We start from the raw sequence: 24410 nt of genomic DNA, 5'->3' as shown, positions 1-24410 counted from the left end.
CCGCCGGCGAATCCGGCGGCCCCGGAACCCCTCACCCCTCCCACGTCCAAGGACGGCCCCATGCAGCTCGACTCCCGCCAGCGGGCGGCGCTCACCGCGATATGCGACACCTTCGCCCCGGGGGACGGCGCCTCGATCCCGTCGGCGGGCGCGCTCGGCGCGGTGCCCCTGGCCGAAGGCCTCGCGGGCGCCATGCCGCGCGCCCGGGACCGCAAGCAGCTCGCCACCCTGCTCTCGGTGTGGGACACGCGGCTGGGCGGGCTGGTCCTGGGCACGCGCGGCCGCCGGTTCTCCGAGCTCGCACCGGCCGCCCGCGAGGAGCTCCTGCTCCGCCTGGGCGGCGCCTCCTCGGAGCGCAAACGCGTCCTGTTCCAGGCCCTGCGCGGCCTGGCCACCTCCGCCTACCTGCTGGCCCCGGGGGAGAGCGGCACCTCGCCGGTCTGGGAGGCCATCGGCTACCCCGGGCCGCTGGGCGTGAAGCCCGACGCCCCGCGCCCGCCCCTCGCACCCCTGTCGCCCACCGCGGACACCACCCTCGACTGCGATGTCGTCGTGGTCGGCTCGGGTGCCGGCGGCGGCACCGCGGCAGCCGCCCTGGCCGGCGCGGGCCTCGACGTGGTCGTCCTCGAACGCGGCGGGTACTTCGACGACGCGGACTTCGACGGCGGTGAACTGTCGGGCTTGAGCCGCCTGTACGCCTCCGGCCCCTCGGCGACCGCGGAGGGCCAGGTCTCCCTGGTCGCGGGCTCCTGCCTGGGCGGCGGCACGGTGGTCAACTGGACCACGTCCTTCCGTACACCCGACGAGATCCGCGAGGAATGGGCCTCCCTCGGCGCGGGCCAGTTCGCGGAGAAGGAGTACACCCAGGCCCTCGACGCGGTCACGGAGAGGCTTTCCGTCAACACCGACCACAGCACCGCATCGGCGCGCGACACCGTGATGGAGCGGGGCCTGCGCGCCCTGGGCTGGCATGTCGACGCCATGCCGCGCAACGTCGTCGGCTGCGACACGGGCACGGACTGCGGACGCTGCGGATACGGCTGCCGGCTCGGCGCGAAGCAGTCCGTCACCAAGACCTGGCTCGCCGACGCCGAAGCGGCCGGCGCCCGCCTCGTCATCGACACGGCCGTCCGCACCGTCGACGTGCAGCAGGGCCGCGCCGTCGGGGTGCGCGGCACCACCACCGCCGGGCATGCCGTCACCGTGCGGGCCCGCGCGGTCGTCGTGGCCGCGGGCGCCATCCAGACACCCGCGCTGCTGCGCCGCTCGGGACTCACCGACGCGACGATCGGCCGCTATCTGCGGCTGCATCCCGCGACGGCGGTGTGGGGCCTGTTCGACGAGGAGATCCGCCCCTGGGAGGGCGGGATGCAGACCCGCTACTCGCGCGAGCACAGCGACCTCGACGGCCGCGGCCACGGCGTGATCTACGAGACGGGCCCCGGCAACCCGGCCGCGCTCCAGGGCTTCATGAACTGGCGCGGCGGCACCGCTCACCTCGCGGCCCTGAAGGACCTCCCTCGTACGGCCGGAGTCGGCATCATCACCCGCGACCGCGACAGCGGTGTGGTCAAGGTGGCGCGCGACGGCGAACCCGTTCCGCACTACCGCCTCTCGGACCGCGACGCCGCACACCTGCACGCCGGAGTCGAGGGCGCCGCCAGGATCCTCGCCGCCGCCGGAGCCCGCCGCATCTCCTCGGCCCACCAGGCGGGCCCCGCGTACGAACCCGGACGAAGCGGCACCTTCGAGGAGTTCGCGGTAGCCTGCCGCAACGCCGGCTACCGGCCAGGGCGTTGTGCGATCGCCGCGCTGCACATCATGGGCACCGCCCGCATGGGCGGCAGCCGCGACACCAGCGCGACCGACCCCGACGGAGCCACCTGGGAGGTCCCCAACATCGTGGTGGCGGACGCGTCCTGCTTCCCGACCTCGTCGGGCGTGAACCCGATGATCTCCATCGAGGCCATCGCGTACATGAACGCCACGAGGCTCGCGGAGCGCCTGGGCCGTACCGTCTGACCCGCCGATTCCGGCTCCGCCACGGTCGGCGGGGCCGGGGCCGGCCGATGGTCTCGCGCGCGCCGGGGTCAGCCGCTGCTCCTGCGCGCGCCGAGCTGCCGTACCTGCCGCTTCCGCCACCCTGTGATCCGGGCGACCTCCGCCACGTCACCACCGTCGCGAAGCACGGTGGCGGCTTCCGTGCGCAGATCGTCGAGAGCGGCGTCGAGGGCGGCCTGTGCCTCGCGGTAGCGCTTGGCGGCGAGTTCGAGTTTCGCGGTGTTCATGGGTTCCCGGTTCCCCGCCACGGCGCCGTCAAGGATCTGTTTCTCCTTCGCCGCCGGCCGCCCCGCTAGGCGCCGCTCCCCAGTGCGCGGAAGACGGCGGCAGCGGCACGGGCGATCAGCGCGTCGTCGTGCTCCGCGTCCGGGCCCCCGCCGGCGCGGCGGGACATGACGGCCAGGACCACCGGCTCGCCTCCGCCCGGCGGCCAGGCGAGCGCGATGTCGTTACGGGTCCCGTAGGAGCCGTTGCCGGTCTTGTCGCCGATCCGCCAGCCGTCCGGCGCCCCGGCCCTGATGAGCTTGTCACCGGTGGTGTTGCGGACGAGCCAGTCGGTCAGCAGGCCGCGCCCCTCCGCGTCGAGGACGTCGCCGAGCGCGTACTGCCGCAGGGAGCGGGCGAGCGCGCGCGGCGTGCTGGTGTCCCGCTCGTCACCGGGCCGGGCCTCACTCAACTCGACCTCGTAGCGGTCGCAGCGCGTGGTCTCGTCCCCGATGGCCCGCAGCGCCCGTTGCAGCCCGCGCGGCCCGTCCAGCTCGTGGAAGAGCGCGTTGGCCGCCCCGTTGTCGCTGTGGCGGACCGCGGCGTCGCACAGCGCGCGCAACGTCATCCGGGAGCCGATGTTCTTCTCGGTCACCGGCGACCAGCCCTCGACGTCGGCGCGGCGCACGGCCACCTCACGGTCGAGGCCGCCGACTCCGCCCTTGTCCAGGACGGCCGCCGCGAGGAACGCCTTGCAGGTCGAGCAGTACGCGAACCGCTCGTCGGCGTGGTAGGCGAGCTCCCGCCCGTCGGCCGTGTCCACGGCGAACACGCCGAGGCGCGCGTCGAACTCCCGCTCCAGGGACCGGAATTCCGCCTCCGGCACCTCGACCGTGGCCGGAGCCTTCGAGTCGCCCGAAGTCTCCGGCCGGTCAGCACGGGGTTCCCCGTCCCCGCCGCAGCCGGCCAGGGGTACGGCGGCTGCGGCGAGGAGCGCGGTCAGAGCGGTGCGGCGGCTGGGGCGGTGCGGCATACGGTGTTTCTCCAGGGTGGGGGGAAGATCATGATATTGCACACGATCTCCCCCCGTCCCCCCGCCGCCTTACCACCGGTAGGCGTCGAAGTTCCTGCTGAACTCCCAGCCGTTGAACCGGTCCCAGTTGATGGACCACGTCATCAGCCCGCGCAGGCCCGGCCAGGTCCCATGGGTCTGGTACGAGCCGCAGTTGGTCTTCTTGGTGAGGCAGTCCAGCGCCTTGTTCACCTCGGCGGTGGACGTGTGCCCGTTGCCCGCGTTCGGGGAGGCGGGCAGCCCGATGGCCACCTGCTCGGGCCGCAGGGCGGGGAAGACGCGGTCGGCGTTGCCCGCCACCGGGAAGCCGGTGAGCAGCATGTCGGTCATCGCGATGTGGAAGTCGGCGCCGCCCATCGAGTGGTACTGGTTGTCCAGGCCCATGATCGGGCCGGAGTTGTAGTCCTGGACGTGCAGCAGCGTGAGGTCGTCGCGCAGCGCGTGGATCACGGGCAGGTAGGCGCCGGCGCGCGGGTCCTGGCCGCCCCAGGGGCCCGATCCGTAGAACTGGTAGCCGAGCTGCACGAAGAACGTCTCCGGCGCCATCGTCAGCACGAAGTCAGGTCCGTACTTCGCCTTGAGCGTCTTGACCGCCTGAATCAGATTGACGATCACGGGAGTCGTGGGGTTGCGGAAGTCGGTGTCGCCGTTCTGCAGCGACAGCGAGTGGCCCTCGAAGTCGATGTCGAGGCCGTCGAGCCCGTAAGTGTCGATGATCTGCGATACGGAGGAGACGAAGGCGTCCCGGGCCCCGGCCGTGGCCAGCTGCACCTGCCCGTTCTGGCCGCCGATCGAGATGAGCACCTTCTTGCCCGCGGCCTGCTTGGCCTTGATCGCGGCCTTGAACTCGGCCTCGGACTCCACGCCCGGGCACTCGGTCGGCGGGCACAGCTTGAAGCGGATGTCGCCCGAGGTGACCGAAGTCGGCTCGCCGAACGCCAGGTTGATCACGTCCCAGGAGTCGGGCACGTCGGCCATCCGCGTATACCCGGAGCCGTTGGCGAAGCTCGCGTGGAGATAGCCGACGAGGGCGTGCGCGGGCAGATCGCCGCCGCCGGGCTCGCCGCCGCCGGTGGTGGTCGCGGTGACGGAGACGGACTTGGGGGAGTCGCCGGCGCTGTTGCCCGCGGTGACCTGGAAGGTGTACGCCGTGGCGGGATTAAGACCGGTGACGGTGGCCGAGGTGCCGCTCACCGTCGTCTTCTGCACGCCGTTCGCGTAGACGGTGTAGCGCGTCGCGCCGGGGACGGCGGACCAGGACAGCGGGACGGCCGTGCTGGTGGGGCTGCCCGCCGCGAGCCCGGTCGGCGCCGCGGGCACCTGGACCGGAGCGCCGCCGGGGCCGACGAGCGAGAGGTCGTCGGCCTGGTAGGCCGCCGTCCCGTACCAGCCGTGGGTGTAGACGGTCACGGAGGTGGTGGAGGCCCCGGTGCGGAACGAGGTGGAGAGCTTCTGCCAGTCCGGTGCGGACTGCGTCCACGTGGAGACATCGGTGGTGCCGGTGCCCGACGCCCCCAGGTACACGTAGCTGCCGCGCACCCAACCGCTCAGCGTGTAGGAGGAGTTGGGCTGGACGGTGATGGTCTGGGAGCACTTGGCGTTGTCGCTGCCGGCCGGCGTCGCCTGCAGGGCCTTCGTGCCGCCGTGCACGGGTGAGGAGACCACCGCCCCGCTGCCGGCGGAGCAGCTCCAGTCGGCGAGACCGGCCTCGAAGCCGCCGTTGCGGGCGAGTTCGGTGTCCGCCGCACCCGCCGTCGTGGCGGTCGCGAGGAGTCCGCCCGCGACGAGCACGGACGCGAGAGCGGCGGCCAGGGGTCTGTGACGTTCCACAACTGCCTCCAGGGACCTGTGAGGGGAGTGGCGCACAGCTTGGTCCAGACCAATCGAGTGGTCAATACCTGTGGCGCGCACGGCAGTTGACGTTTCCTCGTGCTGCGGGCGGCGACGCGAACCGCGTTACCGTACGAAGAGAGGCGCGGCCGTGCCCCGGCAGGCCGGCGCAGTGGATGGGGGAGTCCCATGGCGCAGCAGATCGAGCAGCACCACCTCCGCACATCGGACGCGGAGGTCGCGGAGAGCGCATTACGGGAGGCGTACGGCTCCGGGCTGCGCATGGGCGGCATCCCCGAGGGCGCCACCTTCTCGCTCAGCCATACGAGTGTCGGCATGCTCGCCTACGACGAAGTGCTGCTGCCCGCGGATCTCCGGTTCACCAACGAGGCCCACGGCCCCCTCGTCGTCATCAGCAGCACCGGCGGAACCGTCGAGCGCAACTGCGGCGGCCACAGCGGCACCTACGGCGGTGGCGACGTATGACTGGCCAACACCCCCGACCGCCCCTACGCGGCCCGCACCCACCTGTTCGAGGCGGCCACCGTCAACCTGCATCCCGATCTGCTCGCGAGAGCGGCGGCATCCGTCCATCCGCACAGCAAGCAGGAAGTCCGCTTCAAGGCCCTGGACGCGATATCCCCGCGGCACGCGGCCGTCTGGGAATCCGCCCGACTCCACTTCCGTGAACTCTGCACCACAGGAACCCTCGAACACCCCCTGGTCTACGCATCGTTCGAGCAGCACCTCGCCGCGCTGGCCCTGAGCGTCTTCCCCAACAACCTCACAGGCCGTGAGCCCTCCCCGGCCGACACCCGCGACGCCACACCTGGCACGGTCGCCCGCGCACGGGCGTTCATCGACGAACACGCCCACACCGCCATCGGCCTGGCCGAGATCGCCGAAGCCGCACACGTGACCCCGCGGGCCCTGCAATACGCCTTCCGCCGCCACCTCGGCCAGACGCCCATGGAGTACCTGCGCTCGGTACGCCTGCACCGCGCCCACGCCGAACTGCGGAACGCCGTCCCCGCCGCCGGCGTCACGGTCACCGCCATCGCCACCGCCTGGGGCTTCGGTCACCCCGGCCGGTTCGCCGCCGCATACCGGCGCACCTTCGGCTGCTCCCCGTCCGACACCCTCAAGCGCCCGCCGGAGGGGCCCGACCTCCCGAGGCTCTTCCCCTGACGTCCCACCGACGCTCTCGGGTGCGAAGCAACCCCGCTCTTCACCGCACCCCTTCGTTTCGTGGCTCGAACCGGCCCGGAAAGGCTCCGAAGACTTCGTTCCGCGTCACTGCCGTGCCGCGCCCGGGAAGGCACGATCTGTCTATCGCCCGAGGGCACACGATTCCCCGGCGTGCTGAGTCGCGGGAGAACCCAGCACCACAGGGGACGGGACGCGGCCGGAGCTCTGTCGGCGGAGCTCCGGCCCGCACGCCGCTCCGCGCCCGCGTGCCGTGCCCGGCGCGGGCGGGGCGCCCGGCCCGAAATCGATCACCGTCCGCGGCCTCTAAGATGGCCCGGGTGTCAGCACGTACCAGTGATCAGGTGACCGCCCGGACCGGGGACATCGAGAAGGCAGCCGAGGTGCTGCGCGCCGGCGGGCTGGTGGCCCTGCCGACCGAGACCGTCTACGGCCTGGGCGCCGACGCCGAGAACCCCGGCGCGGTGAAGCGCATCTTCGAGGTCAAGGGACGCCCGCCCTCCCACCCCCTGATCGTCCACATCGCCGACGCCGCGCAGCTCGACGACTGGGTGCGGACGGTGCCGGAGCCGGCCCGCCTGCTGGCCGAGCACTTCTGGCCCGGTCCGCTCACCCTGGTTCTTCAGCGCGGCCCCAGGGTGCCCCTGGAGGCGACCGGGGGCCTGGAGACGGTGGCCGTCCGCGTGCCCGATCACCCCGACGCGCTGGCCCTCCTGTCGGCCTTCGGCGGCGGCGTCACCGCCCCGTCCGCCAACCGCTTCGGCTCGGTCAGCCCCACCACCGCCGACGACGTCCGCGCGGAACTGGGCGACGCGGTGGACTTCGTCCTGGACGGCGGCGCCTGCCAGGTCGGCGTCGAGTCGACCATCGTCGACGCCACCGGCGAGACCCCGGTCATCCTGCGGCCGGGCGGCGTCACGCGTGAGGCACTCGAAGAGGTCCTGGGCCGCCCCCTCGCGGTGCCCGAGTCGAGCCCGGTCCGCGTGCCGGGACAGCACCCGTCCCACTACGCGCCGAACGCGCGGGTCGTCCTCGTCGACCCCGACCGGCTGATCGCCGAAGCAGAAGAAGCACAGCGACGCGGTCACCGCGTGGGCCTCTTCCTGCCCGCCGCCCACACCGGCACCCCGGTCACGGCCCACGCGGTCGTCGAGGTCCCCGCCTCGCTGCCCGCCTACGCGCGCGAGCTCTACGGCTTCCTGCGCGAACTCGACCGCCGGGGCTGCGACCTCATCCTCGCCGCCCTGCCCGCGGAAGAGGGCCTGGGCCTGGCGATCGCGAACCGCCTGCGCCGCGCGGCCGGACCGCGCTCGACGGCCTGACGGCTTACGGCCTGACGACTTGACGGCTTGCCAGCCGGACCGGTCACGCTCTGCGTCGCGCGACGAAATCCCGCCCGGCCAACGGGAGTTGCGGCGCTCCTAGCGCATCGGCTGCTCCGCCGCGGGACGCCGTGACCCGCGCGGCCCGGGCACCTCGGTGCCCTGCCGTCGTACGGCGAGCAGCGCGATGTCGTCCTCGGCGCCCCTGCTGTAGTGCTGGAGGAGGTCATCGCGCAGCGAGTCGGGCGTCGAGGGCCCGCGGCCGGCTCGCTCGCGCAGATCCTCCAGGGAGTCGGCGAGGTCGACGCGCGGCCGCTCGATCAGGCCGTCGGTGACCATGAGGAGCATCTCGCCGGGGGCAAGCCGGGCACCGGTGGCCTGCTGGTGCGCCAGGTTCAGCCCCAGCAGGGGACCGTGCACGTGCAGATAGTCCGCCCCCTGTCCGGGCGAGATGAGCAGCGGCGGAAAGTGTCCCGCGTTGGCGACTTCCACGGCGCCCGTACGCGGGTCCAGGATCGCCAGGCACATGGTGGCCGTGACCTCCGGGTGGAAGTGCGCCAGCAGGCCGTCCATCAACTCCAGGATCCGGTGCGGGGGATGGCCTTCAAGGGCGTAGGCGCGCAGGACGTGCCGGAGCTCGACCATGACCGTGGCCGCCGCGAGGGAGTGCCCGACCACATCGCCCACGGCCAACAGCACCCCCCGCTCGACGGCGAAGGCGGCGTAGAAGTCCCCGCCCAGCTCCAGACGGGCCATCGCCGGCACATATCCGACGGCGAGGTCGACGCCGTCCAGGGCGGCCAGCTTCTCCGGAGGCGGCAGGAACGCACGCTGCAGTTCGAAGGCGAACCTGCGCTCGTCCCGCGCGGCCCGCGCCTCGCGCCCCGCAGCCAGCACCATGCCGACCGTGGCCAGCAGCTCCTCCGGGGCCACGGGGGAGGCCAGATAGGCGCTGGCGCCGCCTTCGAGGCCTTCCACGCGGTCGCGTGCGTCGTTGGCCTCCGCCGAGACATGGACGACGGGGATACGCGGCAGCTTGGCGTCGGCGGCGATCCGCCGGGCGAGTTCGAAGCCGCTGACCCCGGGCAGCCGTACGTCGATGATCGCCAGCTCCGGTACGGGATCACTGCGGTGCAACGCGGCCAGTGCCTCGTGTCCGGACGCCGCCTCGACCACCCGGTACCCGGCACGCCGCAGCACGCTGCCCATGGCGAACCGGTTCGGCTCATGATCGTCCACGAGGAGAATCGTGGCCTCTGCGCCCGTGCCGGGCACCGCTACTGTCACGCGCGGACGGTACGGGCCGACGCCAGGTCCACACAAGCCCTCCATCACTCATCCGCGTGACCTTGCCATCCGGGCGGCGGTCAGGCGGAGTTGCCGTCCTGAGGTGTGGCCGGAAGGTTCGCTGCCGCCCACTGCCGGCCCGGCTCCGGATCGACGCCGAAACGCGCGGCGTAGAGCTCGTGGATCTCCGTCCACCGTGCGTGCGCCGCCTCTTCTGACACCTCCTCGCCGGCGAGCGTGGGCTCGAGGCGCGAGAGGTAGGTCTCCCAGCCGGTGGCGGTCTGTGCCGCGGGCAGGTCGTCGATGACGTGCGTGAAGACCAGGCGGCAGCCCTGCCCCTGCGGCGTCAGCTCGAAGCTGAACGGCTGCCCGGCATAGCTCCAGGCCAGACGCCGCGGCGGCGTCGCCTCCGTCACCTGGAGGGGCTGGCCGCCGACGTCGAGGGTCTCGCCCGTCGCGGGCTTCCAGTCGACGGCCGAGGGGAACCATTTCCCGAGCTCGGCGGGCACGCTGACGGCCTGCCACACGCGCTCGACCGGATGGCCCAGTACGCGCTCGAAGCGCAGCATCGGCCGGCCGTCGACCGTCTCCAGGGTTCCGTAGGCGAGGGGCTCGTTCATCGGGGCTCCTGACTCGTGCGGCGCGCTGGTGGGGCCTGCCGAGGAGGTCGCACATGGGCCGCGCCAAAAACTTACATACGTAGCATTGCGGACTTTTCAAGCGCCGCACCCTCACGATAGGCAAGTGGTCGCTTGCCTGTCAATCGAGTGCGTTCGGACTCAGCCGCCGCCGCACGGACCGTTCGATACCGCCCTGCCTCGGGGCTTTCGATCCGGCCGCACCCGGCGGCTAGGGTGCCCGCATGGGGCTGGTGGGGAGAGCGGCGGAACAGGCGAAGGTGCGGGCTCTGCTCGCGGATGCGCAGAAGGCGCGCAGCGGAGCTCTGGTGCTGCGCGGGGCGCCGGGGATCGGGAAGTCGGCCCTGCTCGACCACGCCGTGTCGCTCGCCGAGGCCGAGGGCATGCAGGTGCTCCGCGGCGCGGGCATCGAGTCCGACCACGAACTGGCGTACGGCGGACTGCATCAACTCCTGTTCCCGTACCTGGACCGCCTTGACGCCCTGCCCGCTCCCCAGGCGACGGCGCTGCGCTGCGCGTTCGGCCTGGCCGAGGGCGACGTCGGCAACCGGTTCCTGATCTCCGCGGGCACGCTGTCGCTGCTCGCCGATCTGGCCGAGGACGCCCCGCTGCTGTGCGTGGTCGACGATCTGCAGTGGTGCGACCAGGGCTCGGTGGAGGCGCTGCTGTTCGCGGCCCGCCGCTTCGTCGCCGACCGGATCGCGGTGCTGTGCGCCGTACGGGAGACCTCGGTGCCGTCCGGCCTCGCCGGCCTCGACGTCGTGGACCTGCCCGCCCTTGCCGCACCCGATGCCGCCCGTCTGCTGGACGAGCACGCGCCGGATCTCGCCGAACGGATACGGACCAGGGTCCTCGCCGAGTCCGCCGGCAACCCCCTGGCCGTCATCGAGTTCGGGCTGTCACGGCTCGCGGACGGTGACGCCGACGACTCGGACCCAGCCGGACAGGTCGGCCCGCTGCCGGTGACCCGCCGCGTCCAGGACGCCTTCCGCCACCAGATCGTGGAGCTTCCCGACCCCACCCGGCGCGCGCTCGTGGTGGCGGCGGCCGACACGGCGGCGCCCCTGTCCGCGATCCTGCACGTGATCGAATCCCTCGGCGGCGCCGCCGCCGACCTCGAGCCCGCCGAACGCGACCGCCTGGTCCGCATCGACAGCCGCATCACCTTCCGCCACCCCCTGGTGCGCGCAGCCGCCTACCAGGACGCGCCGCTGCACCGGCGGATCGAGGTGCACCGGGCGTACGCCGAGGCCCTGCGCGCGGACGCCGACGCCGACCGCCGGGCCTGGCACCTTGCCGCGGCCACCACCACACCCGACGAGACGGTGGCCGCCGCACTCGAAGGCGTGGCGGAGCGTGCCTGGCACCGGGGCGGCGCGCTGGCGGTCTGCGCCGCCTACGAACGCGCCGGCCGGCTCAGCGCCGACCGGGAGCTGAAGGCCCGGCGCATCGCCCTCGCCGGCCAGGCCGCGTTCGACGCGGGCAGCGCCGACCGCGCAGCCCGCCTCGCGGCCGAGGCGCTCGCCCTCACCACCGACACCGGCGTACGGACCGACGCCATCTACACCCGCGGCGCCGTGGAATACGAACGCACCTCGCCGCGGGCCGACGCCGAACTGACGCTGGAAGCCGCCGCGTTGGTACGCGCCACCGACCCGGAGCGCGCCGCGCTCAGCCTCTACGAGGCGGCCCACGCCGCCCGGCACGGAGCGGCCCACGAACTGGTGCGGCGCGCGGCGGAGTTGATGCACGGATTCACCCCGCCCCAGGACTGGGCCCCCGTCATCGCCGCACTCGCCGCGTGGGCGGACCTCTTCGACGGACGCCCGGAGGCCGCCGTCGGCCCGATGCGCGCGCTGGACACCGCCGTCCTCCCCGGCGGGCAGGACCTGATGCGGCGCATCACCACCGGCTTCGGCGGGCTCATGATCGCCGACGAGGACGCCGTCGTCGCATCGACCGAGGACATGCTGGCCCTGGTGCGGTCCACCGGAGCGCTGGGCTGGATCCCGTACACCCTGAACGTGCTCGCCGTGGCACGGCTGCTGCGCGGCGAGTTCGCGGACGCCCGCGCCTGCGTGGCCGAGGGCGTGTCCGTCAGCGCCGAACTCTCCAACACCACCGAGAACTTGGCCCACCAGTCCATCCAGGTCTGGCTGCACGCCGTGGCGGGCGAGGAGAAACACTGCCGCACCCTCGCCGAGGAGGTCCTCCCGCGAGCCCGGGCCCGGCACCGGGTCAACGCCGAGATCGCGGCCTGGGGCCTCGGCATGCTCGACCTCTCCGCCCGCCGCTTCGGCGACGCCTGCGACCAGCTCGAGCAGGTGTGTGACGGACCCGCGCGCCGCGACCTGCTGATGCGGGCGATCCCGGACCTGGTGGAGGCCGCCGTACGCGACGGCCGACCCGAACGAGCCCACCGGCACCTGGCGGCCTTCCGGCACTGGGCCGAACACGTCGACCGCCCGCTCGCCACCGCGCTCGCCCTGCGCTGCCGGGCCCTCCTGACCGACGACACGGACGGCGGTACCGACCCGGACCGCCTGTATGCCGAGGCACTGCGCCTCCACGAGCAGCACGGCGGCCCCTACGAACGCGCCCGCACCCAGCTCGTCTACGGCGAGTGGCTGCGCCGCCGTCGCCGCCGCGCCGAGGCCCGCGGCCACCTCACGGCAGCGGCCTCCGCCTTCGAACACCTCGGCGCCCAGCTGTGGGCCGAGCGTGCGCACACGGAGCTGGCCGCCTTCGGCGAGAAGAGCGAGGTGCCCGGACGCAGCGGACCACTGACCCTGCTGACCCCGCAGGAACTCCAGGTCGTACGACTGGCCGCCGCAGGCCAGACGAACAAGGAGATCGCCGCCCAGCTCTTCCTCAGCCCGCGGACCGTCGGCCATCACCTGTACAAGGCGTACCCGAAACTCGGCGTCACCGGGCGCGCCGAACTGGCCGGTCTCGTGGAGTGATTCCGGACGCCGCTCTCGTCGAGTGACGGCGGACGCCGGTCACGATCCTGGGACACCAGTCACGATGACTGATTCGCCGACGCCCGTACCGCGCCTAGCGTTTGAGTCGTCACCAGGCAACAGCCGCCGGGCCGGGGCACAGCGCCCCTAGTGACCGGAACCGGCCGCACGACAAGGAGATCACCATGACGAAGTACTTCCTGAGCCTCCCGCACGACTCCGCCGAGGAACCGACCATGGAGAGCATGGACCCGGCCGAGCTCCAGGAGGTCATCGCCGCGGTCGGCGCCTTCAACACCGCCATCCAGGAGGCGGGCGCGTTCGTGACGGCCGGCGGCCTTCAGCCCCCGTCGACCGCGACCACGGTGGACTACACCGGCGACAGCCCCGTCCTGACCCCCGGCCCGTTCGTCAAGGCCGACGAGTACCTCGGCGGCTTCTGGATCATCGAGGCCGAGAACGACGACGTGGCGATCGAGTGGACGAAGCAGGCCTCGCGGGCCCTGCGCAGCAGGATCGAGGTCCGCGCCCTCCAGGAGGAGCCCGGCGCCTGACGATTCCGGCACCGTATCGGTGGGGAGGCGCGGTCCGATTCCGTGGACCGCGCCACCGCACGGGCTCTCCGCTGTACCTGCAGCTTCGTCCGCTGGGGGGACGGGACCCATCGCCTCGTCCGGGAGAGACGGACCGAAGCGCCTATCCCTTGCGGGGACGCTCCAGCCCGAAGACCTCCTGTAGCCGGTTCAGCTCCTTCTCGGCCGCCGACCGTACCTCGCCGGGGACGTCTCCGAGCTCCTCGACGAGCTCCTCGTAGATCGGCGCATCGGTGCTGGCGTTCACTGCGGTTTCCGTTCCTTGGTTCACGTGCTGGTGGCCGGCGCGCAGGGCGACGGACCCCGGGGAGTCTACGGCGACCTCCGGACCGGCCGGCACCCGGTGTCCGCGGTGCGGACGGAGCAGGGGCCCGCCCCGCAGGACGGGCGGCCTCGGATTGGGCTCGGCGTCCGTTGTTACGATGCCCTGCATGTCCGCCGCTTCGTGCTCGGCCGCTTGCGCGGCAGTGACCAGGACGCCCCGCTAGCGGCGGGACGTCCGGCTCACAGCACCACCACCTGGAACGTCCAGCCGCTTCGTGTTCAGTCCGGAGCGGCCCTTCGTGCTGCTCGGTAACGCTTCTGAGCGACGGAGCAATCGATGCTTTCAGGCACCACCCCTTCCCGCGGGCACCGTCCCGCCCCCACGCGCGCATGGCTCGTGCTGTGCGCGATGTCTCTTCTGCAGTTCTTCATCGCCGTGGACGTGACCGTGGTCAACGTCGCGCTGCCCACGATCGGCGCGGACCTCGGAGTCCACGGCCACACGCTGACCTGGGTCGTGGTCGGCTACACGATCACCGGCGGCGGGCTGCTGATGCTCGGCGGCCGGCTCGGCGACCTGCTGGGCCACCGCCGCACCCTGCTGGTCGGCACAACCCTGTTCGGCGCGGCCTCACTGCTGGCGGGCCTGGCCCCCACCTTCCCGGTCCTGGTCACCGCACGGCTGCTCCAAGGAGCCGGCGAGGCCGTCGCGCTGCCCGCGGCGATGGCCACCATCGTGCTGCTCTTCCCCGAGGGCCCGCAGCGCTCGCGTGCCCTCGGCGTGTGGGCCGCCGTGGCCAGCTGCGGCCTGGTCCTCGGATTCGTCCTCTCCGGGGTCATCACGGCCCACCTGGGCTGGCGCTGGACCTTCCTGATGTCGGTCCCGTTCATCCTGGCCGTGATCGGGGCCGCGCTCCTCCTGGTCCCGGCCGACCGGAGCGCCTCCCTCGAACGGGGCCGTCTCGATCTGCCGGGAGCGGCCCTGCTCACCGCGTGCCCGCTGCTCTTCGTCTACGCCGTGGTCGCGGCGGGCGAGTCCACGACGAGCCCGTGGACGATCCTCGCGGCACTGGCGGGGGCCGCGGCGGCCGCTGCCGGTTTCGTACGGATCGAGGCGAGGTCGCCACACCCGCTCGTCCCGCCGTCCTTCCTCGCCGACCGGGTCCGCGTACGGGCGAACCTGACCACGATGCTGCTCAGCGGCGCGCTGTCGACCTCGTTCCTGCTGTTCACCTTCTACTTGCAGGACAGGCTGGACATGGGCCCGCTGGGCGCCGGGCTCACGATGCTGCCGCTGGCGGCGGCGCTGATCGCGGCCTCGGTACTGGTGCCCAGGCTCCTGGGACGCTGGGGCGCACCCGTGTGTGTGCTGGCCGGGCTCGCGTCCACCGGGGGAGCGATGGCGGTCATCGCGCTCGTGGCGCACCTGGGCGGCGGGGCCGCGTGGCTGCTCCCGGGCATGCTGCTCATCGCAGCCGGTATGGCCTTCGGGCTCGTGGGGCTGCAGTACGTCGCGGTCAGCGGGACCACCGACGCGGACGCCGGAATCGCCTCCGGCGTCCAGCGCGCGGCGGACCAGCTCGGCGGAGCCACCGGCGTGGCCGTCTACCTCGGCCTCGGATTCGCACCGTCCCTGCACCCGTGGGACCCGTTCCTGATCGCCTCGGCTCTCGCCGTCACCGGTCTGATCGCGGGCGCCGTGATCATCGGCCGCTCTGCGGCCCTGGGAAAGGCGGATCAGCAGGCCACGTAAACGATCGGCGCGCCGTGCCCTGCCTGCGGCTTGGCAGGCAGGGCACGGCGGCGCCTTCTTCGTTCAACCAGGGTCGGTACGAGTGTGCCGGCGCGTGACGCGCTCAGCTGCTCAGAACCGCCCCAGACAGAACGGGTGCCCTGCCGGGTCCGCGTAGACCCGGTAGGGCCGCTCGCCGTTGTCGTCGTCAGCGTCGAGGACCCGGCCACCCAGCAAGCGCACCAGCTCTTCCGCCTCTTCGTAGGTGCCGGTCAGCCGCAGATCAAGGTGGGTCTGCTGCGGATCGCCCTCGGCACCCGGCCAGTGCGGCCACACCGGCGGTTCGTGCTCCGCCACGTGCTGGAAGCCGAGCCGTTGCCCGTCGGGCAGGTGGACGGCCAGCCACTGACCCGTATCGTCGACCCTGCCGCCCAGCAGTTCCGCGTAGAACGACGCCAGTCCCTTCGGGTCGGGGGTGTCCAGGACAGTGGAGTGCATCTCGGCGACAGCCATCTTTCCCCTCGCAGCTCGTGGACCTCCGTGCGCGTGCCCGCCTCGGGTGCCCCAACAGCGCGTCTTAAACATGTTGTTGAAGGCCCGCCCCGGGTGCGGGTCAGCGCAAACCGGCGAAGAGGTCGTCCTCGGGGAGGGATGCTCCGGTGGTGTCCTTGACGCGCACGAACGTCTCCATGCCCATCAGCTCGCCGAACCTGTCCTTGCCCATCTTGAGGAAGAAGATGTTCTCGCCCTGACTGGCATGGGCGGCCAGCGCATCGAACTTCTGGCCGCTGAACGCGGTGGTGTCCACCCACGTGGTGATCTCGTCGTCAGGAAGGCCGATCTCGGCCATCGCGGCGGCCTCGGCGGGGTCCGGCTCCGGCATGTCGGGATCCAGCTCGCGCATGATCTCGCCGAACCGCTGCATCCCCGAGCGGGGCATCGTCGTCCAGTACACCTTCGACGCCAGCCCGGTCATCTCCACGGCCGCCATCGTGATGCGATGCGCCTGGATGTGGTCGGGGTGCCCGTAGAAGCCGTTCTCGTCGTAGGTGACGACCACATCGGGACGGTAGTGCCGCATGAGCTCCGCGAGCCGGGCGGCACCCTCCTCCACGGGGGTCTGCCAGAACGACCCGGGCGCGTCGTTGCTCGGCCAGCCCATCATTCCCGAGTCGGGATAGTCCAGCAGCTCCAGATCACTGATCTTGAGCACCTCGCAGCTCGCCTGGAGCTCCTTGCGGCGCATCGCGGCGACGGCCGCCGGATCGTGCCCGGGATCACCGGGTTTGCTGCCCCCGGGGCCGTCCCCGCACCCACCGTCGGTACAGGTCACCAGCACCGTACGAACCCCCTCCGCCGCGTATCGCGCGAGGATCCCTCCGGTCCCTGTGGCCTCGTCGTCCGGGTGGGCATGCACTGCCATCAGCGTCAACGGCCGGTCAGTCACGGAACAATCCTCCTGCAGAACTCACGGCCCCAAGGCCTCTCGCCTGATCCAACCGCGACGGCCGGACCGGATGTTCCCAGAAGACTACGGAGTGGCTCTGACACCCCGCCCTCAAGCGCGGGCGTCTACGGCCCGTGAAGGGAATCGAACAACGCCGCAGCGCATCGCTCGGCGAGGTCCTCGGCGTGCGCGGGCAGACGGCCGCCGCCCCGGAGGTGGCGACGGACCAGTGACAGGGGCAGGTCGACCACGGCCAGTGCGACCTGCTCGGCGGCCTGCGGACCCTCCCCGCCCAGATCGGCGGTGAGGGAGCCGAGCGTGGCGCGCACACGCTGGTTTCCGCGGTCCGCACGCCGGACGTGCTCCTCCGACCACTTCGCGCGCCCGAAGTCCTCGGCGCCGTAAAGGAGAAGAGCAGCCTGCTCGGGGTGGGCCCGGCTCCAGGCGATGACATACCGCGCCGCCGCGCACCCCGCCTGCCGCGCGTCGACACCTGCGTCCAAGGCCTTGAAGTAGCCGTCCTGAAAACCCTCGACGGTACGCAGCCACACTTCGGCAAGCAGCGCGGTCCGCCCGGCGAAGCGGTGGTACACCGATCCGCTCGAGGCCCCCGCCTCCGCTGCGACCGCGGACATGGTCACGGCGGCCGGCCCCCCGGAGGCGGCCAGTCGCACCGCGGCGTCGAGGAGTTGCTCGCTATCGAAGACGGCCGGTCTTGCCATGAAGTAGAGACTACCCTCTACTATTTTAGAGACAGGTCTCTATATAGCTCCGGGGAGGGCCAATGAGCGTCTACAACGTGCACGAGCGCCTGCTGACCGCGAAAGCGAGCGAAGTCGGCGCGCTGATCGACACGCTGTCCAGCACCGAGGACAAGCTCTGGGCGCACGACGAGTGGCCGCCCATGGAGTTCGACCGCCCCCTGTCGGTCGGGGCGGTCGGCGGCCACGGCCCGGTCCGCTACACCGTGGTGGCCTACGTCCCCTCGACCTGGGTGCGCTTCGCCTTCGACGGACCGCGCGGCTTCGCCGGCTTCCACGCATACGCGGCCCTAGCTGTCGACGAAGACCACACACTCCTGCGCCACACCCTCGCCATGCACGCCCGCGGCCCGGCCCGCCTGACCTGGCCCCTCCTCTTCCGCCCACTCCACGACGCGTGCCTCGAGGACAGCCTGGATCGCGCCGAGTCGGCCAACTCGGGGGTGGTGGCGCGCAGGGCGCGGTGGAGTCTTTACGTGCGGATGCTTCGTAGGTTCCTGCGCTGACTCGGCAGGTACCGCGGTCGGGCGCCCGCCAGTCAGGGCACCTACGCCGGCCCACCATGGCCCGCGGGGTCGGCAGGCTCAGGCGGGACGTTGTCCCGCGTCCTCACTCGGCGGAGGACGGTTTCCTTCGCAGCCCCTCAGGGGTGAAAGTGAAGGTCTGGCGGAACGGGCCTTCGCCGTAGCGCACGGCGAGAAGGAGCGGTTGCTCATGCTCAGGAGGCCAGGGTTCAGCGCCTGGAGCACTCCCGTTCCACAAGTGGAAGACCACCATCGGTTGTTCCAGATCTTCGCTGAGGTACCCCAGGGTCTTGCCGTAGCGAGGGTTGGTCCCCCCGAACAGCACGCATGGGGACCCGAACTCCGCCGTCACATCCGCCCACGTGCGGTCCTCGCCCGCCCACTGCCGCACGCGGCCCTTCAACGCTTCGTACTCGTCGTCCGCAAGAACCCGGTCCGGTCGGAGCCATCCGCGTCGCAGCGCGAACTCCGCGTACACCGAAGCCATTCCGTATTCGTAATTGCGCCCTGGGATGAGATCTCGGAAGGCCCCGGTCACACCTATGGCAGACCAGGCCCCGCGATCTGCAAGAACTTGCTGCTGCTGAGCGAATCCCTCGGGCTGACGTTCAACAAACAGCAGGTGATCAAACAAGATCCGAAGGGTCGTCTCACCGCCGAACATCCCAGGCCGACGGAGTGCCAGGTTCAAGTACTCGACAAGGTGGGCGCGTATCTCTTCAGAGGGGGCAAGGGCGCTGGAAGGGATCACCTCCACAGTCTCCCTCATCGTGGACAAGCCGAAGATCCGGAATCTGCTGACTGGATGCAGCAGGTGAAGTCCGCCCGCTGCGAGCGCAGTCTCCGCGCGGCGAAACGAGGGTGCGAAGCAGCTGCTCAGAGGATTACAACGAGGCGATGACCATCTTCCTCTGTTCCAAGTGCGGCACCGCGATCACACCGGAGCTGGTTGAACTGGCTGTCATCCCGGCCTCCTTGATCCGCGAGCGCGACCGGGACAAGAAGACGCGTCTAACACCTTCCACCGTTCCACAGGGCCGCTACGCGATCGATCCCGAGCCTTGGGGACCTCCCTACGTCGTGCAGGGCGACCAGAGGAACCCGAGGCCGGCTCAGCCACGAGGGCACTTGATCTGCCGTGATGAGGGCTACGTCATTTCGGCCGGCAGCCGACTGACCGTTGTGGTGCACCCAGAGGATGCCGCCGGCCTTCAGCCGTTGCCCGACGGGGAGAACAGCATGGGGTGCTGCGGGCGGCAGGCGATGAGGGACTCAACCGAGCCTGCCCCTGTGGCGCTCGGGTCGCGACCCTGGCGGCCGACTGCCTCGGGCCCTACGAGCTGCACCTGGACCCGGTCCGCACCTACGCGTTCTCCCAGTAGGCCCTGACACGCCCGTAGTCGTCGCACAGGTTCCCTTCCGGACAAGGGGGTTGGGGACGGCACGCTGGTTGTCGGTGGTGCCCCGTAGGGTGCCCGGCATGAGCGATGTGGTGATCGTGACGCGGGCGGGCGTCGGGGACGGCTCGTGGGCGGAGCGCCTCGTGTGTCATCCGCGGCTGCCTCTGGTGGCTGCGCTTGATGCGGTGCGTCCTGCCGTACACGTCTGGGACTGCTCGGCGGGACGTCTGGATCGACTGGCCACGATCGGGGCCCACTCTGATCCCTACGGGGAAGTGGGGGCTTGGGATCGGGACACCCCTTCCGTTGCCTGGCACCCCACCGAAGCCGCACTTGCGGTGACGCACGAGGGCCGCGTCCGTCAGTGGGTCCATCGCCTCGCCGACGATGCGCCTCATGCAGGCGACGGGACGGAGGTCCGGGCGATGCACCACGTGCCTGATTTCGACTACCAGCATCTGGCGTTCAGCCCGGACGGTGACGCCCTGTGGGCCTGGCCGGCGCACAACACCACCAACGCGTGGGACCGCAGCGACACGATCGATCTGCGCAGCGGAACTGTCCGTTCGGGCCGGGCCTGGGACACCGGGATCGTGGAGCACCCCGGGGGCGGTCTGGTGGCCACGTACAACAGCGACCAGGGTGCCACCCTCGTGCTGTTCGCCCGCACCGACCTTGCGTCCGGACCGCTGCGTTTCCTTCGGCGTGCGCTGATCATCGATGTCGACGGGTACGAGGCCCCGGTGTTCAGTTCCGATGGACGTCGTTTCGCGATCCGGGGCAACGCTTACGAGGAAACCCTGTCGGTCTACGAGTTCCCCACACTGCGGCTGATGCTCTTCACGACTCTCGGCGACGACGAGCCCGATCGGCTGTCCTCGGCTACGGGGGAGGGGGCGGACGTTGCGGACTGGTCCCGGCACAACATCGCTTTCGACGCCCGGCCGGGTGTGCTGTGGATCGGCCGACCGGACGGCACCCTGCTCGAACTCAACCTCGACGAGGAGACCGTCACGCCGCATCCCCTGCTGGGCGGCGCACCCGTCACTGCCCTCGGCAGGCTGGTGACAGGAGACCTCGTGGCCGCCACCGCCACAGGCGAGGTCGTGCTCGTGGCTGTGGCAGGCGGCCCACACATCCCGGACCGCGAGGCGATGGTTGAAGTCGTGCGCACCTTCGTGGACTCCACAAGCGAAGTACCCGACGACGACCAAGACCTGGAGCGGCACCTGGTCCTCGCCGACGGCGAACGCTCTTGGGACCAGGACGACCTGGACAGCGTGACCGAGGCATCGAGCGCCGACCCGACCTGGCTGCAGGTCCAGGCGGCGGTGAACAAGATGCGCGCTGATGGACGGTGATCGGGAAGGAGGGGTGCGGTCGTTGCAGCCTGCCTTTGCCCGGGCGTGGCCGTCTGTTCCGCGTCCTCCGCTGTCGCGAACTTGTGCCCGCCCTGATGCGCCCGCGGCGCGAGGCGAGGGCCGGTAGGGAAGCAGCGGCCGTCGACGACGCGCGTTGAACGTTTTGAGAAGACGGGTGACGAGCGTGGGGCGGCGTACGTGTCCCACTGGCTGCACGTCCGACGCCAGGCTCAGCTGTTGGCCGGCCCTTAGTGCAGAACCCCGTCACGTGGCAGCAGATATCCCATGGCGCGCTCCTGAGGCAACTCGCCCGCCAGCATGGCGGCATCCGCGCCTCCGGAGATCATCCAGCCGACGATCGCCAGGCTGAAGGATGCCTGTTGGAAGGTCGCCGACGCGATGCCGGCGAGCCAGTCGTCAAGGACGGCGGACCTGAAGAACGGCTGGTCGTCAGCGTGGTACTCGATGCCCGCCTCGTCCAGCTCGGATGTCGGGATGGACAGGTCCAGCCAGTCGCTTCCGTCACCACCCCGCACGGCCGTGCAACCACTCACCGTCAGCCGGCCCGTCGGCAAGCGGATCTGACCGACCAGCTGACCGGACTGACTCAGCGAGGCCACGGTGCACGGCACTTCCGTGTACTCGTGCTCACGGTCACACCGCCCGAAGCACCCCAGCATGTCTGCCACAGACCACAGAGCACTCAGGAGAGTCTGCAGCTCGGCGTCACCGCTGGTACCAACCTCGATGGACAGCTCGTAGCAACCGCCCCAGTTGGACTCATACCGGAAGGAAGCAGAATCCGACATGACGCGATCATGCAGTGTGATCCGGCCTCGGAGCACCTCAATTTGGTGCCCAACTAACTAGTAGAGACATCGCCTTCGAAGCTCGCCCCGAAGTGGCCGCTGCCCAGGGGCATGACGTGGGTCGCGTCGACGGTGTCCCGCACCACTGGCCTGTGGGGCTCTGGGGCAACTTCCACGTATGAGGCCCGACAGCGACCGGTCTTCCCTGTGGCTCCAGGCTCGAACGGGAACGCTAGAGGCAAGGATGTCTCTGGTGGGCGGTCTACGCTCACGACAGGATGGTCTTCGCCTGTAGCCATCGAGGGGGAGGGCATGGCGGAGGTCGAGCGTGTGGAGGCTGGCGTATTGACAGCGCGTGGCGTGGTGATGGCCTATGTCGATGCACTGAGCTCGGTCGGCCTGGCCATGCGGGCAGCATTCCCCTCAGTGGAGCAGCTTGCTGACGTTCTCGACCTGGTTCGTGCGCGGCACGAGATCAGCCGGACCGGCGAATTCGACGACTACTCGTACAGCGTTCACGGAGCAGGGTGTCTTCTGCAGGCAGGACGGCGTTGAGATCGACGTGGACTTTGCACCCGACGGGACAGAGATCTTCGACTTCTGGCGACTGCGTCTCTACGCCCGGAGTCTGCCCGACCCTCTTGACCTCTCCGACCAGGTCTTGCGCGCTGCTGTGCAGTCGCTGAGCCCTCTACTGACAGAGGTGCGGCCTGGGTGGTTCTGCCGGGCTAAGGCTGCGACGGCAACCTGAATCCGGTGTCGGGCTTTGGACTGGAGCTGCCTTCGCGCGAGTGATTGTGCTCGCTTCACGCTGCCACGCGAATCCGGAAGGCTCGTGGATCCGCCCGTCAGGTCCCGATTGGGGTCACGACCTTCGCGGCTCGCACCAAGGCGGCTGACTGTCCGCGCCACGCGCGGGCGCTTTGTCCGGTCCCAGGTGATGCATGCCGGAGTCGTGTCAGGATGACGTGGTGAATGCATCGGAGCAGGTCGGAGAGTTATTGGGGTCCCTGCTGGGACCGCGTGAGGTCTACGTGAGATCCGGCGTCGGGAGCGTCGCTGACCTGCCCTCCGAGATCCATGCGCTGGCTCGGACTGCTCAAGAAGAGTGGGCAGCCCATGCTGACGAGCGAATCCCGGAACCCTCACCTACTGAGGTGGCAGACGCACTCCAGGTTGTGGACGTCGGATCGAGTGCGAGCCTGCTAGCGTCGCTGGCAACCGAGAGCCTCGTCTGGTCGGGCGTAATGCTCCAGGATCAGATCCATGCCCGGCAGGTTGCGGAGCAGATCGTCAGCCGGCTCGGCAATGAGGCCACCTGGATGACGAACCTTAAGCTGGCACCAGGGCCCCTCAAGGAGGTGGCGTCGTCACCGGTGACCCGGCATACCTTTGACGGCGTGATTGCAGGGGCCAACGGCGACGTCTTCGCCGTGCTCCTTCAAGTAGGCGACGACTGAATTGCTGGGCTGCGGGTGCGGTGTCTGGCCGTGTGCCAGATGGACAGGCGCTGTCGCTGTGCAGGCCTTGACCGGTGCAAGGATGCGCCGAGCAAGGCGAATTGCGGGCGACCCCAGCCCGGCCCCGGTCCCCGCAGCATCGCGGTTTCCGGGGCTCAAACACTCTTCGACGTGGCAGGAGGAGAGGAACTCAGTTCCTCGTCCGGCTGCTACTTAACTCCTGCTCCCTGTGAGGTCGGACGGGGGATCAACCGCTGAGGTCGAATACGCCCCAGGTGGTGAACGGTTCGGCCTGGACATGGATCCTGCTGCCTCGGCCGACAACCCGCCGACGGCCGGGGGCGGAGCCGTCGGCCAGGGTGAGCAGGCCGACGTCGGTTGGCTCAACGGATGTTTCGCTGATCTCTCCGCGGACGAGTCGGTCCCATTCGTCGCCGTAACCGCCGTAGAACGCGATCCGTTCACCGTGGACCGCGACCGCTCTGGCTCCTCGTACGCGGTTCGCCCACACCCTCACGGGCCGATGGGTGCGGTCGGGGCGTATCTCGACGAGCGGGAAGTCCGTGTACGGGCAGGCCCAGGCGGTGGTGCCCGACACGTTCAGGGCGTAGCGGTCGAAGAGGCCGGGGATGCCCGCATCGTCTGATGTCCAAGTGAGTCGGCCGGTTGCACTCCAGCAGCGGATTCCCGCCGGGTTCTCGTCGAAGTGCCCGACCCAGATACGGCCGGCCTCGTCCACGAGCAGGTGCTCGATGGCGTCCCCGACGGAGAAGGACGAGGTCTCGCGGCCGAGTGTGTCGAAGACCTGAACTTGGTTCGCGTCCGCAGATCGGCGGGCGCGAGGAGCGGCGACGACGAACCTGCCGTCGGGCAGGCGGTCCAGGTGCGGCCGACGGGCTCGCACGCCGCTCAGCTCGGTGAGTTCGGCGCCGCCGTCCGGATGGACGGATACGACCAGCGCGTCAAAGGGCCGCGCAGCTTCACCAGGCCGCGGCACGCGGTCGGCAAGCAGCCAGTGGGCGGCGCCGAAAACGTCGACGGTACTGGTCAGGATGTGGTGGCCATCGTGCGCACGGGGCAGATGGGCGTAGGGGACGAGAACGGTCTTTCGCAAGGTGGGCTCTCCTAAGACGGTGTCTCGATTGGCGGTAGGTCGTTGCTTCGGGCATGGACATAGTTGAGCGGCTCGTGCCGGACGGACTGTGGGAGATCTTCGAGGACGTGGCGCCGGAGCCGCCGGTACGCGTCCAGGGCGGAGGCCGCCGGCGATGCGATGACCGGGCGGTGCTGGCCGCGATCGTGTTCGTCGCGACCTCGGGTTGCGCCTGGCGGCAGCTGCCACCGGTCTTCGGCGCCTCCTGGCAGACGGTGCATCGGCGTTTCACGGACTGGTCGCGGGCGCGGGTATGGGCCAAGCTGCACCGCGTCGTTCTTGATCGGCTTGGCGCGAACGGCGAGTTGGACTGGTCGCGCTGC

General features: G+C 70.7%; 25 protein-coding genes. 13 read left to right on the top strand and 12 right to left on the bottom strand.

Features of this window, described 5'->3' with window-relative positions:
• Positions 1–60 precede the first annotated feature (60 nt).
• Positions 61–2022 (top strand): GMC family oxidoreductase N-terminal domain-containing protein, encoded by a 1962-nt coding sequence (locus BLT97_RS34950; protein ID WP_093617674.1) that lies wholly within the window; start codon positions 61–63, stop codon positions 2020–2022.
• A 68-nt stretch (positions 2023–2090) separates the two neighbouring features.
• Here the strand turns inward: BLT97_RS34950 and BLT97_RS34945 are convergent, their stop codons facing one another.
• The 3 genes from BLT97_RS34945 to BLT97_RS34935 form a co-directional block, all read right to left on the bottom strand.
• On the bottom strand, positions 2091–2288 hold the full coding sequence (locus BLT97_RS34945) for a hypothetical protein (RefSeq protein WP_093617672.1): 198 nt from the start codon (positions 2286–2288) through the stop codon (positions 2091–2093).
• Between the two features lie 65 nt (positions 2289–2353).
• Positions 2354–3298, bottom strand: a complete 945-nt coding sequence (bla, locus tag BLT97_RS34940) for a class A beta-lactamase (protein WP_093617670.1) — start codon at positions 3296–3298, stop codon at positions 2354–2356.
• A gap of 69 nt (positions 3299–3367) precedes the next feature.
• Positions 3368–5167, bottom strand: coding sequence for a chitinase (locus BLT97_RS34935; protein WP_093617668.1), 1800 nt, complete (start codon positions 5165–5167; stop codon positions 3368–3370).
• Positions 5168–5356: 189 nt separating this feature from the next.
• On the opposite strand from BLT97_RS34935, the gene BLT97_RS34930 reads away from it, so the two are divergent.
• The 3 genes from BLT97_RS34930 (at position 5357) to BLT97_RS34920 (ending at position 7695) form a co-directional block, all read left to right on the top strand.
• Positions 5357–5653, top strand: a complete 297-nt coding sequence (locus tag BLT97_RS34930; RefSeq protein ID WP_093617666.1) for a hypothetical protein — start codon at positions 5357–5359, stop codon at positions 5651–5653.
• Positions 5654–6355, top strand: coding sequence for a helix-turn-helix domain-containing protein (locus BLT97_RS39025; RefSeq protein WP_093617664.1), 702 nt, complete (start codon positions 5654–5656; stop codon positions 6353–6355).
• 362 nt (positions 6356–6717) lie between these two features.
• Complete coding sequence (locus BLT97_RS34920) at positions 6718–7695, top strand: L-threonylcarbamoyladenylate synthase (RefSeq protein ID WP_245769721.1); 978 nt, start codon at positions 6718–6720, stop codon at positions 7693–7695.
• Between the two features lie 99 nt (positions 7696–7794).
• Here BLT97_RS34920 and BLT97_RS34915 read toward each other — a convergent pair whose 3' ends face one another.
• Positions 7795–8982: a PP2C family protein-serine/threonine phosphatase gene (locus tag BLT97_RS34915; protein WP_281251166.1), complete on the bottom strand. Its 1188-nt coding sequence runs from the start codon at positions 8980–8982 to the stop codon at positions 7795–7797.
• A gap of 80 nt (positions 8983–9062) precedes the next feature.
• Complete coding sequence (locus tag BLT97_RS34910) at positions 9063–9602, bottom strand: SRPBCC domain-containing protein (RefSeq protein ID WP_093617658.1); 540 nt, start codon at positions 9600–9602, stop codon at positions 9063–9065.
• 242 nt (positions 9603–9844) lie between these two features.
• Here BLT97_RS34910 and BLT97_RS34905 point away from each other — a divergent pair, with 242 nt between their 5' ends.
• Entirely contained in the window at positions 9845–12583 is a 2739-nt protein-coding gene (locus tag BLT97_RS34905) for a helix-turn-helix transcriptional regulator (protein WP_093617656.1), read from the top strand.
• A gap of 185 nt (positions 12584–12768) precedes the next feature.
• Positions 12769–13137: a YciI family protein gene (locus tag BLT97_RS34900; protein WP_093617654.1), complete on the top strand. Its 369-nt coding sequence runs from the start codon at positions 12769–12771 to the stop codon at positions 13135–13137.
• A gap of 142 nt (positions 13138–13279) precedes the next feature.
• Here BLT97_RS34900 and BLT97_RS38180 read toward each other — a convergent pair whose 3' ends face one another.
• Positions 13280–13423: a hypothetical protein gene (locus tag BLT97_RS38180; protein ID WP_176954003.1), complete on the bottom strand. Its 144-nt coding sequence runs from the start codon at positions 13421–13423 to the stop codon at positions 13280–13282.
• 426 nt (positions 13424–13849) lie between these two features.
• On the opposite strand from BLT97_RS38180, the gene BLT97_RS34895 reads away from it, so the two are divergent.
• Positions 13850–15193 carry an MFS transporter gene (locus BLT97_RS34895; protein ID WP_093617734.1) on the top strand — a complete coding sequence of 448 codons (1344 nt, stop codon included), beginning with the start codon at positions 13850–13852 and terminating at the stop codon, positions 15191–15193.
• A 111-nt stretch (positions 15194–15304) separates the two neighbouring features.
• Here the strand turns inward: BLT97_RS34895 and BLT97_RS34890 are convergent, their stop codons facing one another.
• The 3 genes from BLT97_RS34890 to BLT97_RS34880 all read right to left on the bottom strand — a co-directional run bounded on the left by BLT97_RS34890 (position 15305) and on the right by BLT97_RS34880 (position 17341).
• Positions 15305–15685, bottom strand: coding sequence for a VOC family protein (locus BLT97_RS34890; RefSeq protein ID WP_093617652.1), 381 nt, complete (start codon positions 15683–15685; stop codon positions 15305–15307).
• Positions 15686–15785: 100 nt separating this feature from the next.
• Positions 15786–16619: a PIG-L family deacetylase gene (locus tag BLT97_RS34885; RefSeq protein WP_093617650.1), complete on the bottom strand. Its 834-nt coding sequence runs from the start codon at positions 16617–16619 to the stop codon at positions 15786–15788.
• A 125-nt stretch (positions 16620–16744) separates the two neighbouring features.
• Positions 16745–17341, bottom strand: coding sequence for a TetR/AcrR family transcriptional regulator (locus BLT97_RS34880; RefSeq protein WP_093617648.1), 597 nt, complete (start codon positions 17339–17341; stop codon positions 16745–16747).
• Positions 17342–17403: 62 nt separating this feature from the next.
• On the opposite strand from BLT97_RS34880, the gene BLT97_RS34875 reads away from it, so the two are divergent.
• Positions 17404–17886 (top strand): hypothetical protein, encoded by a 483-nt coding sequence (locus tag BLT97_RS34875; RefSeq protein ID WP_093617646.1) that lies wholly within the window; start codon positions 17404–17406, stop codon positions 17884–17886.
• A 103-nt stretch (positions 17887–17989) separates the two neighbouring features.
• Here the strand turns inward: BLT97_RS34875 and BLT97_RS34870 are convergent, their stop codons facing one another.
• Positions 17990–18655 (bottom strand): hypothetical protein, encoded by a 666-nt coding sequence (locus BLT97_RS34870; protein ID WP_245769718.1) that lies wholly within the window; start codon positions 18653–18655, stop codon positions 17990–17992.
• A 729-nt stretch (positions 18656–19384) separates the two neighbouring features.
• Between BLT97_RS34870 and BLT97_RS34860 the strand changes: the two genes are divergently transcribed.
• Entirely contained in the window at positions 19385–20665 is a 1281-nt protein-coding gene (locus BLT97_RS34860) for a WD40 repeat domain-containing protein (protein WP_093617644.1), read from the top strand.
• A 248-nt stretch (positions 20666–20913) separates the two neighbouring features.
• Here the strand turns inward: BLT97_RS34860 and BLT97_RS34855 are convergent, their stop codons facing one another.
• Complete coding sequence (locus BLT97_RS34855) at positions 20914–21474, bottom strand: hypothetical protein (protein ID WP_245769717.1); 561 nt, start codon at positions 21472–21474, stop codon at positions 20914–20916.
• Positions 21475–21786: 312 nt separating this feature from the next.
• Between BLT97_RS34855 and BLT97_RS38795 the strand changes: the two genes are divergently transcribed.
• The 3 genes from BLT97_RS38795 to BLT97_RS37650 all read left to right on the top strand — a co-directional run bounded on the left by BLT97_RS38795 (position 21787) and on the right by BLT97_RS37650 (position 22934).
• On the top strand, positions 21787–22029 hold the full coding sequence (locus BLT97_RS38795; protein WP_245769716.1) for a DUF6896 domain-containing protein: 243 nt from the start codon (positions 21787–21789) through the stop codon (positions 22027–22029).
• Positions 21935–22225, top strand: a complete 291-nt coding sequence (locus BLT97_RS39150; protein WP_425442818.1) for a DUF6896 domain-containing protein — start codon at positions 21935–21937, stop codon at positions 22223–22225. The genes BLT97_RS38795 and BLT97_RS39150 overlap by 95 nt, the downstream gene beginning before the upstream one ends.
• Before the next feature lie 406 nt (positions 22226–22631).
• Entirely contained in the window at positions 22632–22934 is a 303-nt protein-coding gene (locus tag BLT97_RS37650; protein ID WP_143041436.1) for a hypothetical protein, read from the top strand.
• A 247-nt stretch (positions 22935–23181) separates the two neighbouring features.
• Here the strand turns inward: BLT97_RS37650 and BLT97_RS34840 are convergent, their stop codons facing one another.
• Positions 23182–24048, bottom strand: coding sequence for a hypothetical protein (locus BLT97_RS34840; protein ID WP_093617640.1), 867 nt, complete (start codon positions 24046–24048; stop codon positions 23182–23184).
• 53 nt (positions 24049–24101) lie between these two features.
• Here BLT97_RS34840 and BLT97_RS34835 point away from each other — a divergent pair.
• On the top strand, positions 24102–24410 hold a 309-nt coding region (locus BLT97_RS34835; RefSeq protein WP_143041435.1), incomplete at its 3' end, for a transposase.

Source organism: Streptomyces indicus, assembly GCF_900100315.1.
Classification (GTDB): domain Bacteria; phylum Actinomycetota; class Actinomycetes; order Streptomycetales; family Streptomycetaceae; genus Streptomyces; species Streptomyces indicus.
This window is presented reverse-complemented; position numbering and strand designations above follow the sequence as displayed.